Source organism: Ruegeria sp. Ofav3-42, assembly GCF_022347725.1.
GTDB lineage: Bacteria > Pseudomonadota > Alphaproteobacteria > Rhodobacterales > Rhodobacteraceae > Ruegeria.
This window is the reverse complement of record NZ_JAKRGB010000002.1, coordinates 120091-138112: the sequence shown is the minus strand read 5'-3', so window position 1 is coordinate 138112 and position 18022 is coordinate 120091. Positions and strand designations below refer to the sequence as shown.

The following is an 18022-nucleotide window of genomic DNA, read 5'->3' as shown; positions in this document are numbered from 1 at the left end:
CACAGCTGCTCTGCGCTGATGCAGAGGTCAGTAGAAACTCTGCGGGTCGATATCCACGGTCAAACGCAGATCACCTTTCAGGCGCAACGGAGCGATCCAACGGGCGATCGCGTCCTGTATCGGTGCGCCTTTCGGGGCTTTGACCAGCAATCTCACCCGGTGCCTGCCCCGAATCCTCGCAATCGGTGCTGGTGCAGGGCCAAACACCTGCGCCCCAATTTCGCGCAGCGGCGCATCGTTGCGGGCCATCGCATTGCCCAGGTCAAAAACGGGGCCGACCTCAGGGCCGGAAAGAACGATCCCGGCCATTCGGCCGTAGGGAGGCATCCCGGCAGCCTGCCGCCCAGCAGCTTCGGCCTTCCAGAACCCCTCTTCGTCGCCGGACAGAATAGCCCGGATCACAGGATGTTCGGGCTGGAATGTCTGCAACAACGCCTGCCCCGGTTTGTCCGCACGACCCGCCCGACCCGCAACCTGACGCATCAGCTGAAAGGTCCGTTCTGCGGCGCGTAAATCGGCACCGTGCAAGCTGAGATCCGCATCGATAACACCAACCAATGTGAGTTTCGGGAAATTGTGCCCCTTGGCGACCAATTGCGTGCCGATGACAATATCCGCGTCCCCTTCGGCTATTTCTTCGATCTTGGCCTTCAATGCCCTGGCCGAGCCAAATAAATCCGAACTCAACATCGCGATATTGGCCTCGGGGAAAGTGGCTTCGGCCTCTTCTGCCAGACGTTCGATCCCCGGCCCGACCGGAGCCAGTTTTCCTTCGACGCCGCATGAAGGACAGGCATCGGGCATCGGTTTGGTCTCACCGCATTGGTGGCACATGAGACGTTTCAGGAACCGGTGCTCGACCATCCGCGCATCGCAATGGTCACAGGCAATCTGCTCACCGCAAGCCCGACACAGGGTCACCGGCGCATAGCCACGGCGGTTGATGAACAGCAACGACTGTTCGCCCTTCTCGATCCGCTGCCGCACCGCCTGCCGCAGCGACGGAGAAATCCAGGTCCCTGGTTGCATCTGCTCGGCCCGCATGTCGATGGGCTTCATCTCGGGCAGAACGGCGGCACCAAATCGCGACGTCAGATCGACCCGTTCATATTTGCCCGCCTCTGCATTGGCCCAGCTTTCCAGCGACGGCGTCGCACTTGCCAAAATCACACGCGCGCCACAGATAGCCGAACGCAGCACGGCCATGTCGCGCGCGCTATAATGGACACCGTCCTCTTGCTTGTAGGAGGTATCGTGTTCCTCATCGACCACGACCAAGCCCAGATTGCGAAATGGCAGGAACAAAGCCGACCGGGCCCCAACGACCAGTTGTGCATCCCCCTGCCCGACCATACGCCAGACCCGGCGCCGTTCAGTCATGGTCGCACCGGAATGCCATTCGGCTGGACGCGCACCAAATCTTGCTTCGACTCGCGTCAGAAACTCGGCGGTCAAGGCAATCTCGGGCAGCAGAACCAGCGCCTGTCGCCCCATACGCAGCGCTTCGGCCACTGCTTCCAGATACACTTCGGTCTTGCCCGAGCCTGTCACACCTTTCAACAGCGTGGTTCCGTAATCTCCTGATCGCTGGCCTTCCTGCAGCCTGGCAACCGCAGCGGCCTGATCTTCGGTCAACGCCTTGCCCGGCAAATCCGGGTCAAGGGGCGGATAGGGCAAATCCCGAGGACTGTCTTCTTCTCTTACAGCGCCCTGCTTGACCAAGCCCTTTACGACCGAGGATGTCACCCCAGCCTGTTCGGCAAGCTCTTTCAGCGTAAATGCCAGCCCGCCATAATCGCGCAGAACCTCTAACACACGTGTCCGCGCGTCGGTCATCCGATCAGGTTCACCATTGCCCAGCCGGTAAATCTTGCGCATCGAAGGCGGATCACCCAACCCCGGCGCGCGCGTCGCTAAACGCAGCATCGCGGGCATCGGCGTCAGCGTGTAATCAGCCACCCGCCCGAGAAACAGCCGCATCTCTTCACGCATCGGCGCGACCTCAAGCACCCGGATCACCGATCGCGCCTTGGAAAGGTCGAACCCTCCCTGTCCCGGCCCCCAGACAACTCCCAGAACTTTCCGAGGCCCCAGCGGCACCTCGACATAAGCCCCAAGAAAACACCCACCGTCGGGCGCCTTGTAATCCAGCGTCCGGTCCAGCGGTTGCGTTGTCAGCACCGCAATCAGTTCTCCTTCGTCGAAAAATCCGTTAGCGCTCACGGCACATCCTTCGCAGGGGGTTCCAGCATGGGTCTCTTTGAGGTAAAGCCATCCGCGACCAAGGCCAACCCATCAAAGGACTGCCCTCATGAAATTCTTCGTAGACACAGCCGAGATCGACGCCATCGCCGAACTGAACGATCTGGGCATGGTGGACGGTGTGACCACCAACCCGTCTCTGATCCTGAAATCCGGTCGCGACATTCTGGAAGTGACCAAAGAGATCTGCGATCTGGTTGACGGCCCCGTCTCGGCCGAGGTTGTCGCCACCGAGGCCGACGACATGATCGCCGAAGGCCGCAAGCTGGCCAAGATCGCTCCGAACATTGCCGTTAAAGTTCCGCTCACATGGGCCGGTCTGAAAACATGCAAGACGCTTTCGGACGAAGGTCAGATGGTCAACGTAACCCTGTGCTTTTCGACCAATCAGGCCATTTTGGCCGCCAAGGCAGGCGCAACCTTCATTTCGCCCTTCATCGGGCGCCTGGACGACATCAACATGGATGGCATGGAGCTGATCGCGGACATCCGTCAGGTCTATGACAACTACGGGTTCGAGACCGAAATCCTGGCCGCGTCGATCCGCACCGTGAACCATGTCACCGACAGCGCTCGTATCGGCGCCGACGTGATCACTGCGCCGCCCGCCGTCATCAAGAAGCTTGCCGACCACCCCCTGACCGACAAAGGTCTGGAAACCTTCCTGGCCGATTGGGCCAAGACCGGTCAGAAAATCCTCTGATCATTTTGCACGACCGCGCGGCTCCGTCAGGAGCCGCGCCCGGCCCAACTGCCAAGCCCTGATCAATGATCAGGGTTTCGCAGGCGGGAGCCCCTGAGCACAGCTCATTTGAAATCCGCAGGTTTTGTATTTTTTCCAAGGCATTTCCGCTAACTCGTGTTATAAGCCCCTCAACAAAAAAAGACCGAGCGGGACATGAGCAGCAACACCAAACTCAAGGACAACTTGCGCGCCGCAATTCTGGCCGAGCCGGACGCAGTGCTGGACGACAAGGATCTTATGCAGGCGCTTGTGACAGCCAATGAACAGGCGCGCGGCGACAATATCATCGATTTGCGCGGCATCGCGATGCAACGCCTTGAAGCGCGGCTGGACAGGCTTGAAGACACGCATCGGTCCGTCATTGCGGCGGCCTACGAGAATCTGGCAGGCACAAATCAGGTGCATCGCGCCATCATCCGCCTGCTCGAGCCCGCCGGGTTCGAGGATTTCCTGCGCACCCTCGGCACCGATGTGGCCGAAATCCTGCGCGTGGATCGGATCACGCTGGTTCTTGAGTCAACGGCAACGCAGGAAGATCCGGCCATCGACACATTGGGCGGGGTGCTTTCGGTCGTCGAACCCGGTTTCGTTGACAATTACCTGACCTTCGACCGCAGCGGCCCTGCCCGCGACGTGGTATTGCGTGAGATTCTTCACCCGACGCACAGAATTTTGGGGCTCAACGCTGAACATCTACGCTCTGAAGCCTGCCTGCGGCTTGACCTGGGTGCCGGACGTCTGCCCGGAATGATCGTCATGAGCGCCAAGGACCGCAATCACTTTTCGCCACAGTTGGGCACTGATCTTCTGTCGTTCTTTGCTGGCGTCTTCGAACGCTCGATGCGCCACTGGCTGTCGTGAGCCTGATCTCACCCGCCTGTCGCGATGCTTTACAGCTTTGGCTGGACGGGCTGAGCGCGCTGGCGGGGCGGTCGGAAAACACACAGACCGCGTATCGCGGTGACGTCACCGAATTCCTGTCATTCATAACCCTGCACCACAGTGAGCGGCAGGGTTTGGCCGCACTGGCCCGGATCACCGTATCCGACATGCGCGCATGGATGGCAGATCAGCGCAGTTCGGGCGTGGGCGCGCGTTCTCTTGCCCGCAAATTGTCGGCTGTCAAAAGCTTCTACCGCTGGCTGGCCGAACGCGAGGGGTTCGAACCCACGGCTGTTCTGTCCACCCGCGCTCCGAAATTCACCAAGAAACTCCCCCGCCCGCTGGCCGAAGACGCCGCCCGCGCCATGATCGAAACGGTTGAGCTGCAATCAACGAACGATTGGGTTTCGGCGCGGGACGTCGCCGTTGTCACGTTACTATACGGATGTGGCCTGCGTATCTCCGAAGCCCTGTCCCTGACCGGCGCGGACGCGCCCTTACCGGATAGCCTGCGCATTGTCGGTAAAGGTGGGAAAGAAAGGGTGGTTCCGGTTCTTCCTGCTGCCCAAGCTGCGGTCACGCATTACCTGCAGCTTTGCCCGCATCCGCAGGCCCACGATAAGGCTCTGTTCCGTGGTGTACGCGGCGGTCCGCTGAACCCACGGGCGATCCAAGGTGTGATGGCCAAGGCACGCATGCAGCTCGGCCTGCCCGCAACCGCCACACCACATGCCCTAAGGCACAGTTTCGCAACCCACCTTCTGTCCGCCGGGGGCGATCTGCGGGCCATTCAGGAACTGCTGGGGCATTCTTCGCTCTCCACCACTCAGGCCTATACCGCCGTAGACACGGCGCGGCTTATGGAGGTCTATAACCGCGCCCACCCCAAAGCCTGACCTTCAGCCAGATCGTGACGTCGCGCATTGTGCGATTAGCGGGCTTTTGGTTTGCATCTGCAGCGCGCATCGTCCAAGAGACACAAATGACAATAAAACTCAAAGCCCTTTCCGTACATCTGTTCACTGCAACCGGCGCTGTCTTCGCGATGCTGGCCATGCTGGCCGCCGTTGAGGAAAAATGGAGCCTGATGTATCTGTGGCTTGTGATCTCGTTCATCGTGGACGGTATCGACGGCCCGCTCGCTCGTCACTACCACGTCAAACAGAATGCACCGGAATTTGACGGCGTTCTGCTGGACCTGATCATCGACTATCTGACCTATGTGTTCATTCCGGCTTTTGCGCTGTTCAAGTCGGGCCTAATGGACGGCTGGACTGGTTGGTTTGCGATTATTGTCATTACCTTTGCCAGTGCCATGTACTTCGCCGACACGCGGATGAAGACCAAGGACAACTCATTCTCGGGCTTTCCGGGCTGTTGGAACATGTTCGTTATAGTGATTTTCGCGTTGGAGCCCAATTTCTGGGTGATCCTGCTGCTGGTCTCACTGTTGTCACTGGCGATGTTCCTGCCGCTGAAATTCATCCACCCCGTTCGCACAGAGCGCTGGCGCAACCTGTCGCTGCCGGTGGCGTTCGCCTGGACGTTCTTCGCCGGTTGGGCCGCCTGGGTCGATTTTCACCCCGAAAGCTGGGCCCATTGGGGGCTTGTGATCACCAGCCTTTATCTGGTTTCGGCAGGGATCGCGCAGCAGGTGATCCCGCAGCGCAGGGACTGAAGGTTACAGGACTTCCTCAACCTCAAACTCGGTGCCGTTATGGGTGAAAACATCACCCTCTTGCAGGCCGGTCATGGCCAGATAAATCGGGCTTTGGGTTGAGATCCCCATATAGGTCTTTCCGTCAACCTCGAACCGCGTGGTCGAAACACAAACCACGAAGCGACGGTTGTTGAATTTGACCACCGCACCCGGTTGAACCTTGTCGGTCAGGCTGAAATCCGTATTCTCGATCACGTCGATCTTTGCGTGATGGGCATGGACCGGCGCGTCGAAGGCCGCTGCCAGATCCGCGTTCTCGCGCGATGCGGCGATGTCGTCTTTGTCATGCCCTTCGCGGTCGTCCAGCTGCGAGTCCTTCAGAAATGCATCGTAATGCGCCTGCGCAGTCGCCAATTCCTGTTCTTCCAGCGACATCAGGCGGTCGATGATGGCCTTCTTGCGGGCGGCCGGGTCTGTTTGAGCAGTCATTCAATGCGGTCCTTCAAATTCAGCAACTGATATAGGTTGAGCCTCAAACAACGGGATTGCAACCGGTTTTCGAGACTCAGATCAGCAGCCCAGCCGCGCGTTCATGGCGCAGCAGGGCCACTTTCGTCTCGACACCCCCCTCGCCTGAGAACCCACCCAGACCATTGGCGGACAGAACCCGATGGCAGGGTATGATCACGGGAATTGGGTTTGCTCCACAGGCTTGCCCGACTGGTTGCGGTGGTTGCCCAAGTTCTTTGGCGATGTCGCCATAGGTTCGCGTTTCCCCCAAAGGGATTACGAACATCAGGTCGCAGACCTGCCTCTGAAACTCGGAACCGGCCACCTTGTACGGTAGGTCGAACCGATCCAAACGACCTTCATCATAAGCGGTCATCTGCGCCGCCGCCTCTTGCAGCAGCGGTGTTGTGGGGCCTTCGTTCCGGCCATTCCAAACAAGGCGGGTTATGGCACCATCGGTCTCTTCGATACCAAGGCAGCCAAACTGCGTATCTACGGCGATCATAGGCATACGCACAGCGTTTCAGATCAATGCGCCTGGCGCAAGCAGGGAACGAAAAACCCCCGGCATTTCGGCCGGGGGGTTGTTGGCTAGCCCAGTGCGTCGTTGCAGCGCCCGCAGACACCCGCATGTGAGTGCAGCCCTACATCAGGCAGGATTTTCCAGCAGCGCTGGCACTTTTCACCCTCGGCCTTTTCGAACACTACCGCGACACCCTCAATCTCGGGCACGCGGAACGCTTCGGCCGGGGCCGGGTCGCCAGTGACGGTCAAGCCGGACGTGATGCACATGTCATCCACATCGAAGGTCGCCAGAAGATCACGGGTGCCACCATCTTCGACATGCACAATCGGCGCGGCTTCGAGGCTGGAGCCGATGACCTTATCCTGACGCTGCACTTCCAGCGCAGCAGTGACGGCGCGGCGGACGCGGCGAACTTTGGCCATGTTCGCCTCAAGCTCGGCGTCGCGCCAGTCGGCGGGCGTGTCGGGGAAGTCCACCAGATGGACCGAGCTGTCGTCACCCGGGAACCGTTCCAGCCAGACCTCTTCCATGGTGAAGACCAGAACCGGAGCCAGCCAGGTGGTCAGGCGATGGAACAGGATGTCCAGCACGGTACGGGCCGAGCGGCGGCGCAGGTTGTCTCCGTCGCAATACAGCGCATCCTTGCGGACGTCGAAATAGAACGACGACAGATCGACTGTGGCAAAAGTGAACACGGCACTGAACACGCCCTGGAAGTCGAACGCGGCATAGCCCTTGCGAACCTGTTCATCCAGATCGGCCAGACGGCTCAGCACCCAGCGTTCCAGACGCGGCATATCCTCGGGTGCAACCCGATCCGCTTCGGTAAAGTCGGCCAGCGAGCCCAGCATGAACCGCATGGTGTTGCGCAGGCGGCGATAGCTGTCGGCAGTGCCTTTCAGGATCTCCGGCCCGATCCGCTGGTCGGCGGTGTAATCGGTCTGAGCCACCCAAAGACGCAGGATGTCGGCGCCGTATTGTTTGATAACCTCTTCCGGCACGATGGTGTTGCCCAGCGATTTGGACATCTTGTTGCCCTTGGCGTCCAGCGTGAACCCGTGGGTCACCACGTTGCGATAAGGCGCGCGGCCCTTGGTGCCGCAGGCCTGCAGCATGGACGAATGGAACCACCCGCGGTGCTGGTCGGTGCCTTCCATGTAGACATCGGCGATGCCGTCTTCGGTCCCGTCCTCGCGGTCGCGCAGAACGAACGCGTGTGTGGAACCCGAGTCGAACCACACGTCCAGAACGTCAAAAACCTGATCGTAGTCGTCGGGGTTGGCGATGCCGTCGAGGATCTTTTCTTTGAACCCGTCGGTGTACCAGATATCCGCACCGTCCTTCTCGAACGCTGCCTTGATGCGGGCGTTGAGATCTTCGTTGCGCAGCAGGTAGTCGGCGTCAGTCGGCAGAGCCCCCTTTTTGGTGAAGCAGGTCAGAGGCACGCCCCAGGCGCGCTGGCGGGACAGAACCCAATCCGGGCGCGCTTCGATCATCGAATACAGGCGGTTGCGGCCGGTCTGCGGTGTCCACTTCACCAGTTCGTCGATGGACCGCAGGGCGCGTTCGCGGATGGTATCGCCCATCTCGCCCATGCCATCGTCCAGCTTACGGTCGACCGAGGCAAACCACTGCGGCGTGTTGCGATAGATGATCGGGGCCTTCGAGCGCCATGAATGCGGATAGCTGTGCTTGATCTTGCCGCGCGCCAGCAGCCCGCCGACCTCGGCCAGCTTGTCGATGACAGCTTTGTTCGCGTCACCTTCGCCGCCCTTACGGGACAGGATGTACTTGCCACCAAAGAACGGCAAATCAGCACGGAACGAGCCGTCATCCATCACGTTGTAAGTGATGACCTGCTCGAGCATACCCAGATCGCGGTAAAGCTCGAATTCCTCCATCCCGTGCGACGGCGCGCAGTGGACGAAGCCGGTGCCTTCGGTATCGGTCACGAACTCAGCCGCGCGGAAGTCGCGAATGTCGTCCCATTCACCGTTGCCGCCCTCGGCACCGGCCAACGGGTGGGTCAGTTGGACACCTTCCAGTTCATCGGCGGTCACATCGCGGACGCGGGTCCACTGGTCGTCGTTCAGACGGGCGCGGCCTAGCACGTCGGCGGCCAGATTGTCCGCCAGCAGGAACTTGTCTCCGACTCTGGCCCAGCATTCCTCAGGTGCGCCGGTGACTTCGTACAGGCCGTAGGAGATATCCTTGCCGTACACGACCGCTTTATTCGACGGCATGGTCCAAGGAGTCGTCGTCCAGATCACGACAAATGCGTCATCAAGGTCGCCAGCGTTTACGACCTTGAACTTCACCCAGATGGTGAAGCTTTCCTTGTCGTGATACTCAACCTCGGCCTCGGCCAAAGCGGTTTTCTCGATGGGTGACCACATCACGGGTTTTGAGCCCTGATACAGCGTGCCGTTCATCAGGAACTTCATGAACTCGTCAGCGATCACGGCCTCGGCGTGATAGTCCATAGTGATGTAGGGGTCGGGCCAGTTGCCGGTGATGCCCAGACGCTTGAACTCTTCGCGCTGGACGTCGATCCAGCCCTCGGCGAACTTGCGGCATTCCTGGCGGAAGTCGACGATGTTCACCTCGTCCTTGTTCTTGCCCTTCTTGCGGTACTGCTCTTCGATCTTCCACTCGATCGGCAGGCCGTGGCAATCCCAGCCGGGTACATAACGCGAGTCAAAGCCCATCATCTGATGGGACCGCACGATCATGTCCTTGATGGTCTTGTTCAGCGCGTGGCCGATGTGCAGATGGCCGTTGGCGTAGGGGGGCCCGTCGTGCAGGGTAAAGGGCGTGCGGCCCTCTTTTTCACGCAGGCGGTCATAGACGCCGATCGTCTCCCAACGCTCCAACCATGCGGGTTCGCGCTTGGGCAGGCCAGCGCGCATGGGGAATTCGGTTTTGGGCAGGTTCAGCGTGTCTTTGTAATCAGGTGTCTGGATCGTGTCGGCGCACATTGGGGGCGTCCTTTGGGTGATCTGGTCGTACTAGGATCGAAGCGGTCGGTGCGAGTTCTCAAACACCTTTGCCCGGCGTCTCAGAGGATCAGAGAGCCGGGGATATAATTCGAATAATGATGGCCAAGCGGTCATACATGGCCGCGCTTATAGGACGCCCGAGCCTAATGGTCCAGAGGTTCCGCCCCGTGCGGCGAATGGCGCAGCTTGGCCCAGCGATTGAGCCACGCCAGACCTGCCAATGCCAGACCCAGCGCCAACAGCGAAAAGACCCGGATCAACCCGCCCAATCCTGATATATCCACTAGGAATACTTTGGCAACGGCAAGGCCGATCACGGCCAGCCCAGCCTTGCGCATCAGATCGGACCGACGGGCGAGCGATTGATAGAACAGCGCTGCGCCGATGATCAAAAGCGTCATGGTATAGGTATAAAGCTCGGGCTGCGAGACTCCGTCGCCTGCGTACATGCCACCGGCACCCTGCCAGAAATGACGGATCGTGAGGCCCAGCCAGACTGCACCTAGTACCGCAGCCGATCCAAAACAGACCTGCCGCCAGCGCGGATGCAACGCAGGCAGCCATGCCGCCGAAACGGCCAGAATAATCGCTGGCAAAAGGTAGGCCACAGCCAGCGTATTCAGCAGCGGAGCCCCAAGTACCGGATCAGCATGTACGTGCAACAGGGGGTTCGCCACAGTTAGCGCCTCGCCCAGGCGGAACACTCCGTGTGCCGCGAAGAACATAGCCAACGCATAGCGCACGTAAGTCAGTTTGCCACCCAGTTCGAACCGCCGCACCTGCGCGCAGGCCAGCAACAGCCAGATCACCGAGAGCAACCCCAGGCCCCAATGGCTGTCTTCCGCGCCGCCCTCGCCAAACCCTTCAAGCCAACGCAGCAACAGCAGAGAAAGCAAGATGCCCGCAGTCGCCCAGGCAGCGCTTTCAAGCAACAGCAGGATCACCGGACGGTTCATCGGTCGCAGGATCGCCCATGCTGCCAGAAACCCGATGACCGACACCGCATAGACCAGCGCCATTTCCCCAACAGGCGCGGCGGTCGCCCAATCCAAACCGGGGTTTAGCACAAGGCGAATCGTCACCGTAAAAACGCCAGCCCAAATGAACCAGCCCATTGGCGGCAGATCAAAACGGCGGTCCAACACGGCGGCAGTGGCGATCAGGGCGACAAACGCGACTGTCAGAGCGGCCGAGCTCAGGACGATCACACACGCAAAGGTCAGACACGACAAGGCAGACAGTGTGACCAAGGCGAAGCGCAGGTGATTTTCACCATCTACGCGCGCAAAACGACCGGCCAGAACCACCATTAGTACCGCCAACGCCATGGCGTGAAGCGCCCACGGGTAGGCCCCAATTACATTGGCCGGGTGCCACCCGATCTCAAGAGCGATGGCCAGACCCGGTGCAAAGATCGCGGCCCCAGCCGCCCAAACCGCCGCATACTCAGTGATACGCAGGGATCGCCAAGCCGAGAGGACGGAGATCACCGCCCCCAACACGACCAACATCGTCAGGGCGAGCGGATAGTCTGCCTCTGCGGTCTCGGCATATGTTTCCGCAAACTGGCGCGCTACCGCACCGTTGTCCCAGCCGTGGATCAGGACGAACCAGATCAGTCCCGCAGCAGGTAATACGGTCATGTCCTGCAATGCCCGCGCCTGACTGGCCCAGATCATCAAACCCAGTGTCAGGCCGGACAACAGGACAACGCCCAGCCAGAATTCTGCCGCCGAATCTGGCCAATGGAGCGACAGAATGGCTGTGCTGACAGCCACCGCAACAAAAGCCAGACGGGTTGGAAACTCGGGCCATGGGGCACCTTTTCCAGTGAGGATGACCTCGCTGATCATGCGCCCGCCATGATCGGGCCAAATCCGTCGGACAGGTATCGCGATCGCGATCACCGCCAGGGCGGTCACGCAGAGCAGGTATTCCGGTTCGGTTAATGGTGCGGACAGAACCAACAACAGACATGCGGTATACCCGCCGAACAGTGTCAGAACAGATATCCACGCCCAACGGCGCACAGTGTCGATACCCAGACCAAGCACAGAAACCACAAAGAAATAGCCGTACAGCCAACTGGGGTCCTTTGACGCTCCGCCCACCAGAAACGGAGCTGCGAACGCTCCGATCAAGCCGACTGCCGCCAACAGCGGGCCGTGGAACCAGCCAAGCACAAGACCCACGACGGCCACAAAGATCATTGCAGCCAGCGCGGCTTCGGGTCCGATCAGATCATACAGCTGTCTCGCAGCCAGCAGACCACCGAACAGCGCAACCAGACCAGCACCTGAAAAAACCGATGGCAGATAGGCAGTCGCCGAGGATTCATCATCGCCATATTTGCGGCGGATCACCTCGCCGGTACCAATCAGTAACGCCCCGAAGACCAAAGCCGCGATGACGCGCATTGCAGGTGACAGCAACCCGCTTTCCACGCCGTACTGAACCAGAAATATGCCAGCCAGAGCCAGCGACAGTGCAGAAACCGCGTAAAACCAGTTCTCGCGCAACCATGCCCCAAACACCGCGAGGCGATCTTCCCGGACCGGAATCTCGACAGACGCGCCCTTCGTCTCTGGTTCGGATGTCACCTCACTCGGGACCGTTTCAGGCGTCGCGGTCTTGATCGCCGGCCAAGGCGAAGGTTTCGCTTCCTTCACTTCAGAAGGTTCAGCTTTCGCCTCCTGCTTGGGGGTTTCTCCGCCAAGCGCGCGGAGTTGCAATTCAAGCAGTTCAACCCTGCGACGCAATCTGACCTGTGCGACCAGCAGAACAATAATAGCCACGGGGATGGCCAAAACGATCAATCCAACAAGGACGAGTAGGGATTCCAATCGAAGCCTCCAAGCGGGTTTGCCAACAAGCTAACCGGGTGTCGTTCAGTGCAACAGCCCGAAATGACATGAAATTTGTGTGGCGCGCAGATCGCCGCGAACTGGCTTTAGCCGAGTGTTGGTCTGGCAATCATCAGCCAGACAATCGCCAGCACAGCCGCGAATGCGGGAAAACCGCAGGCAAACCAGATCTGAAACAGCCGTTGGTAGGACGCGGGCAAAGGATCGCCGGATTCGGCAGCTGTCCGAGCCAGGTCACGCAGTCTGATCTGTATCCAGACGACCGGCAACCAGAACAGGCCCGCTACACCGTAAAGGGCCAATGACAGAACGATCCACCCATCGCTCAGCGACCATCCCAACCGCCAAGCCAGCAGCCCCCCTGTGACCGGCTGCGCGATGACAGCCGTCGTCGTGAACACCAAATCGGCTAACACCACCACACCCGCAGTTTGCGCTATGAAACGCGGATCGCCCGACCGGTGCGCCATCAGCATGAAAAACGCGATCCCGGTACCGGTGCCCAACAGGATGCAGGCCCCGATAATGTGCAACCAGCGCAGGATCAGATCAGGGTCTGTCATCGGCTTTGCAACATGGGCCAAGCGACCAGAGACAATGTCATCGCGGGCAAGATCTTGGTCAGCGGGCCCAATGGGTCGACCCAAAGCACGGGAACAACGAGTGTCGCCGCCGCGAGATAGAGCGCGGCTACGCCAAACTGCGCCAAGCAAGCGCGCGTCGCCCATGGCCGCCACAGGATGGCCAGCCCCAACGCGATATCGACGAAGGACCAGAAAATGACGCTGGCAAGCGCGGCTGCAAAGCCCCACCCCGCATTCATCAGAATGCTCGCTGCCGCAGAGACCCCCACAAGACCAAAAAGGCCGGACAGAATCCAAAACAAGCTGAGAACGCCAACAACGAAGGGCATCAACAGCGTCATGCGTGCTGTCAGCCTGTGCTCTCGCGAACAGGTCAGGTTTGCATGGATCTGTTCTAATGGCGCGATCGCGTAGCCAGCAGCCATCCGGTAAGGTTCAGGGTCTCCGACAACGCCCGTTTCCATTACTTTCATCGCATTGCTGCGCAGGGGCGAGCGCCATCCCAAATGGCTGAGCCCATCTGCGCCGCTGGCAACCAAGCGCGTCAAAACCGGGGGGAGTGCCACCGTCACGCGCGCGGCTGGAAAACCCAACCATTGGCGCGTCTCGGCCAGAACATTCACGAGGGGCTGTGGTTCGTCTTCGATAAGGTCATAAGTACCTTGCGGCAGCTCTCCCGCAACGGCGCCTACGACCGCGCGGCACAGATCGGGCATTCCGATACACTGAACAAGCGTTTCGGGATAAGCCACCGGTTGAACTAAGGGCACAGCAGCCAGCATGCGCAAAAGGGCCGTGCCGCCGTAATCGGATTGCCCAATAACCAATCCCGGCCGAAGTATCCAAAGCGGAACACCGCAAGACCTCAGCGCCTTATCCCCGGCGGCCTTGGTTCGCATGAAATCCGTATCAGCGTCCGCAGTCGCCCCAATTGCCGAAACCTGAACGACCGCGATACCCCGTTGGGCACAGGCCAGACCCAAAGCGGCGACCGCCGTGTGGTGAACGGCTTCCAGATCGTCCGGCGGCCCATCCTGCAATGCGCCGGCACAGTTCACGACGCAGTCGATACCCGCCAGCGCGTCCTGCCAATCCTGTGGGTCTGCGTAATCGCGCAGATCGCCTTGCACCGTGGGCACTCCGGGCAGGACCTGCGCACCCGTTCTCTCGCTGCGCACGAACGCTGAAACACGCGCACCGCTGCGCCGAAGCGACCGGGTTACGGCGGCACCGATAAACCCGTATGCACCCAGAACAAGTACGTTTTTTTCAGAGATCAAAACAGGTTGCATCACCGGCACAGTAACGGTTCACGCCGCGTTGACCAGACTCGCCGACGCTCCTGCGACACTTCTGGCCACTATGGGTGAAACAGCGACCCCACGAGGTAAGCGATCAGCGCAGCCGCACCGCCGATCAGAAGGGTTTCAAGACCGGATCGCCACCATGGTGCCAGTGACCAACGGCTTTTCAGCGCCCCGATCGCAAAGAACACGGCCAAGGTTATAAAGGCAGAGATTCGGAACGCCTGTTCCGCAGACAGAAGAAACGGCAACAGCGGGATCATTCCGGCGATAAGAAACGCCAGAAACGTCGCCATCGCAGCCTTGAACGGGTTTGGATCGACGCTGCCCAGACCGTATTCGCCTTCGATCATCAGGTTGATCCAGTTTTCACGATCTGCGGTGATCGCGTCCGTCGCCTCATCCAGAACCTTGCCTGACAGTCCCTTCTGCGCAAGGATTTCGCGGACCTCAGCCCATTCTCCTTTGGGGTAAAGCTTGATGTGTCGTTCCTCGATGGCCCGAATGCGTCGGATATTGTCCAGTTCGGCCTTGGTGCCCGAGTAATTGCCTGCAGCCATGGAAAATCCGTCGGCCAACACATTGGCCAGCCCCAGCGCCACGATGATGAACGGAGACAAGCCCGCACCCGCCACTCCGCAAACGATGGCAAAAGTGGTCACCGAGCCGTCGATGGCGCCGTAGACCACATCCCGCAGCACACCCCGGCCCGGAGGGGCGTTGATCCGCGCGGCGATCTCCTGCTGGCTGTGTCCGTGGTCGGTCATGGCTGGCTCTGGCGGTGTTATACTCGCCAGCAGACTGCAGGACCTTGCGTCAGGTCAAGTTTTGGAAAACAACCCGGCCAAAGCGCGCTTGATAATGCTTCGGGTGGAAGGTTCGTGCCGGTCAGAAAAGGGCAGCGGCCGGCAGACCTCCATCGCGGCGACTCCGACCCGTGCGCTGAGCGCACCGTTTACAAGTCCTTCGCCGAACCGGCGCGACAGCTTGCTGAGAACGGATCCGCCCAGAACCGGCTCAAGCAGATCGTCACCAACCGCCACGGCCCCTGTCGCCACAAGATGCACGAACACCGCACGCGTCAGGCGCCAGCTGCCCAGAAATCCTGCGCGACCGCCATAGATCTCGGCGATGCGCCGGATCATCCGCAATGAGGCCGCAAGCGCCGTTGCCACATCCGCAAGCGCCAAAGGCACCAGCGCGGTCACAGTGGCGACCTGCCGTGCGGCGGCCTCGACCTCTCGACTGGCAGCGGCGTCCAGAGGGGCCAAAAGTTCGTCCTCGGCCAGGGTCAGCAGTCCAGAGGCGTCGAATTGTTCATCTATCCGCTCGGACAGCCGGTCGCGGCCCCAGCGGGTCTCATCACGCCCTCTGTAGAACGTTATCAACCGGTTCGTCACCGCACGAGCCTGCGTCAGATCGTCTTCAGCCAATGCGTTATCCGCTGCCTGACGCATACCGTCCACGCGGGACAACCGCCCGATTGCCGCCAACTCCCGAACCGCAATAATCAAGGCGACGAGCACCAATGCGGCGAACAGTCCGGTTACGACCCACCCCAGAATCGGTGCCCGCAGCAGCAGTGAGTTGACGAAGTCCCACGCAGCAACCGATACCACTGTGCCGATTACCGCCAAGGCCAGCCCCCAGAACCAACGCGACAAAGCCGAGGGCTTGTGGGCCGCCAAACGCGCCGCACTCTGCATCGCCTGCCCCTGTGGCTGTGCAACGTCCGGCACCGGAGGCGCTTGCGACACGTCGGCAGCGGGTTCATCCGAGTCGAGATCAATCAGAATCGGGCCCTTAGCCATCTGCTGCTCCTTTACTGGTCCAGACATACTTGATGTCCGGCAGGTTCTCGTCGTTTCCAGCGCCGTCGCTGCGCGCAACTTCGGCAAAGCCGTTGCGCTCATAAAACCGCCGCGCTGGAAGGTTGGCTTGAAAGGCAAACAGCGACAGGTGTGATCGGCACGACTTGGCGTGCTCCAACAGTTTTTGCCCGATCCCCTGCCCTCGCGCGTTGGGACTCAGATACAGCGAATGGATTTCCGCACCGTTGAGCGCAAGAAAGCCGACGACGCCTTGATCCGTTTCCGCAACGGTCACCCAATTCAAGTCAATCATCCGGCCGCAAAACGCGATGGTTTCCGCCTGCGTATGCAGTTCCGGCATCCACTCGTTTTCAAGAGCAAAGCCGTGCAAAATCTCTCCGGTAGCACCGGCATCCGTGCTGCGGGCGGGGCGGAGAATGATGGTCACAGCCGGTCACCGATCAGGAACTGCGCGGCGCGATCCAAACGGATGTGAGGGGGGCCGTCGCCGGGACGTAAGGTCAGGTGGGCCGGCGCGAACGCCATGAACCCATAATCCTCGCCCAGCCAGTTGTCCGCACCGTTTCGCGCCGGGCCAAGCAGGTGCGACGGGGCCTCGGGCAGATCGCCGGGGTAGAACGCCGCCTGTTTGCCGCTGTCCAGCAAAGTGCCCCGCACGCAGGGCAATTCGACCCCGTTATGGTTGCGAATTTCCTCGGTCGTGGCCCGCAGCGATGCCAGAGACAATGCCGCTGTTTCCGCCCCGGCAAAGCTGGCACGGTCGCGGGCCTCGCGGGTCAGAGCCTCCATGATGTTGGTCAGGCGGTGATGTTGCAGGTGGTGCAAATGATCGGCCTTGGTGGCGGCGAACAGGATACGTTCGACCCGCTTTCCCAGCAGCAACTGGCTGAGCCACGCGTTGCGCCCCGGCCTGAACGCCGACAGGATATCGGCCATCGCGCGGCGCATATCCTCGACCGCCTGCGGACCGTTGTGGATCGCGCCCAGCGCGTCGACCAGAACCACCTGCCGGTCGATGCGAGCAAAATGATCACGAAAAAACGGTTTCACGACCTGAGATTTATAGGCCTCGTACCGCCGCGCCATCTCGCGATGCAGACTGCGCCGCGGGCCGTGGCCGTCGACCGGCAAAGGCGCAAAGGTCAGCACCGGCGACCCGGCCAGATCGCCCGGCAGCAAAAACCGCCCCGGAGTGCAGTCATAGAACCCCGCATCGCGGGCGGCGTTCAGGTATGACGCAAATTCTTTGGCCAGCGCCAGCGCTGTGGGCTCGTCATGGCCCTCGGCAGGGTCAACCGCCCTGGCCTGAGTAAGAAACGCTTTTGCCTCGGCGCGGTTGGCGATACGGCCCAGCGTTTCGTGCGACCAAGTTTCGTAAGATTTATCCAGCAGAGCCAGATCCAGCAGCCATTCACCGGGGTAATCGACGATATCGAGATGGATGGTCCGTGGCCCCTGAAGACCGGACAACAAGCCAGCAGGCCGGGCCTTGAAGGACAGGCGTAGTTCCGACACGGCGCGCGTGCTGTCCGGCCAGTGCGGTTGCGGCCCCGTCAGCGCCGCCAGATGGTTTTCGTAATCGAACCGGGGCACCGTGTCGTCCGGCTGCGGCTGAAGATAGGCGGCATTGATCCGCCCCTCTTGCTGCGCCGCAAGGCCCGGCATCCGCCCACGGTCCAGCAGGTTCGCGACCAGCGAGGTGATGAACACCGTTTTTCCCGACCGCGCCAACCCGGTGACGCCCAGTCGGATCACCGGTTCGAACAGTGTCTCGGACACGCGGTCGCCCACAGATTCGACACCGCGCACCAGACTGTCTGCCAAAGATGAGATGACCAATCCGTCGCCCCGCTT

General features: G+C 60.6%; 15 protein-coding genes. 4 read left to right on the top strand and 11 right to left on the bottom strand.

Features of this window, described 5'->3' with window-relative positions:
- Nucleotides 1–27: 27 nt before the first annotated feature.
- Nucleotides 28–2223: a primosomal protein N' gene (locus MHN28_RS03410; protein ID WP_239335929.1), complete on the bottom strand. Its 2196-nt coding sequence runs from the start codon at nt 2221–2223 to the stop codon at nt 28–30.
- A gap of 88 nt (nt 2224–2311) precedes the next feature.
- Between MHN28_RS03410 and fsa the strand changes: the two genes are divergently transcribed.
- The 4 genes from fsa to MHN28_RS03390 all read left to right on the top strand — a co-directional run bounded on the left by fsa (nt 2312) and on the right by MHN28_RS03390 (nt 5567).
- Nucleotides 2312–2965 (top strand): fructose-6-phosphate aldolase, encoded by a 654-nt coding sequence (fsa, locus tag MHN28_RS03405; protein ID WP_239335927.1) that lies wholly within the window; start codon nt 2312–2314, stop codon nt 2963–2965.
- Nucleotides 2966–3160: 195 nt separating this feature from the next.
- Complete coding sequence (locus tag MHN28_RS03400) at nt 3161–3868, top strand: DUF484 family protein (RefSeq protein WP_239335925.1); 708 nt, start codon at nt 3161–3163, stop codon at nt 3866–3868.
- Nucleotides 3865–4785: a tyrosine recombinase XerC gene (locus MHN28_RS03395; protein WP_239335923.1), complete on the top strand. Its 921-nt coding sequence runs from the start codon at nt 3865–3867 to the stop codon at nt 4783–4785. The genes MHN28_RS03400 and MHN28_RS03395 overlap by 4 nt, the downstream gene beginning before the upstream one ends.
- An 86-nt stretch (nt 4786–4871) precedes the next feature.
- Nucleotides 4872–5567, top strand: a complete 696-nt coding sequence (locus MHN28_RS03390; RefSeq protein WP_239335921.1) for a phosphatidylcholine/phosphatidylserine synthase — start codon at nt 4872–4874, stop codon at nt 5565–5567.
- A 3-nt stretch (nt 5568–5570) separates the two neighbouring features.
- Here MHN28_RS03390 and MHN28_RS03385 read toward each other — a convergent pair whose 3' ends face one another.
- The 10 genes from MHN28_RS03385 to MHN28_RS03340 all read right to left on the bottom strand — a co-directional run bounded on the left by MHN28_RS03385 (nt 5571) and on the right by MHN28_RS03340 (nt 18007).
- Nucleotides 5571–6038 (bottom strand): GreA/GreB family elongation factor, encoded by a 468-nt coding sequence (locus tag MHN28_RS03385; protein ID WP_239335919.1) that lies wholly within the window; start codon nt 6036–6038, stop codon nt 5571–5573.
- Nucleotides 6039–6114: 76 nt separating this feature from the next.
- Nucleotides 6115–6570 (bottom strand): methylated-DNA--[protein]-cysteine S-methyltransferase, encoded by a 456-nt coding sequence (locus MHN28_RS03380; RefSeq protein ID WP_239335918.1) that lies wholly within the window; start codon nt 6568–6570, stop codon nt 6115–6117.
- An 80-nt stretch (nt 6571–6650) separates the two neighbouring features.
- Nucleotides 6651–9563, bottom strand: coding sequence for an isoleucine--tRNA ligase (gene ileS / locus MHN28_RS03375; protein WP_239335917.1), 2913 nt, complete (start codon nt 9561–9563; stop codon nt 6651–6653).
- A gap of 164 nt (nt 9564–9727) precedes the next feature.
- Nucleotides 9728–12427, bottom strand: a complete 2700-nt coding sequence (locus MHN28_RS03370) for a DUF2339 domain-containing protein (RefSeq protein WP_239335916.1) — start codon at nt 12425–12427, stop codon at nt 9728–9730.
- Between the two features lie 107 nt (nt 12428–12534).
- Nucleotides 12535–13011 carry a DUF2269 domain-containing protein gene (locus tag MHN28_RS03365; protein ID WP_239335915.1) on the bottom strand — a complete coding sequence of 159 codons (477 nt, stop codon included), beginning with the start codon at nt 13009–13011 and terminating at the stop codon, nt 12535–12537.
- On the bottom strand, nt 13008–14324 hold the full coding sequence (locus tag MHN28_RS03360) for an SDR family oxidoreductase (RefSeq protein WP_239335914.1): 1317 nt from the start codon (nt 14322–14324) through the stop codon (nt 13008–13010). Before MHN28_RS03360 ends, MHN28_RS03365 begins: the two co-directional genes overlap by 4 nt.
- A gap of 68 nt (nt 14325–14392) precedes the next feature.
- Nucleotides 14393–15103: a VIT1/CCC1 transporter family protein gene (locus MHN28_RS03355; protein WP_239335912.1), complete on the bottom strand. Its 711-nt coding sequence runs from the start codon at nt 15101–15103 to the stop codon at nt 14393–14395.
- A gap of 54 nt (nt 15104–15157) precedes the next feature.
- Nucleotides 15158–16147: a YcjF family protein gene (locus tag MHN28_RS03350; RefSeq protein ID WP_239335910.1), complete on the bottom strand. Its 990-nt coding sequence runs from the start codon at nt 16145–16147 to the stop codon at nt 15158–15160.
- Entirely contained in the window at nt 16140–16595 is a 456-nt protein-coding gene (locus MHN28_RS03345) for a GNAT family N-acetyltransferase (RefSeq protein ID WP_239335908.1), read from the bottom strand. Before MHN28_RS03345 ends, MHN28_RS03350 begins: the two co-directional genes overlap by 8 nt.
- Complete coding sequence (locus MHN28_RS03340; RefSeq protein ID WP_239335906.1) at nt 16592–18007, bottom strand: YcjX family protein; 1416 nt, start codon at nt 18005–18007, stop codon at nt 16592–16594. Before MHN28_RS03340 ends, MHN28_RS03345 begins: the two co-directional genes overlap by 4 nt.
- Between the last annotated feature and the right edge of the window lie 15 nt (nt 18008–18022).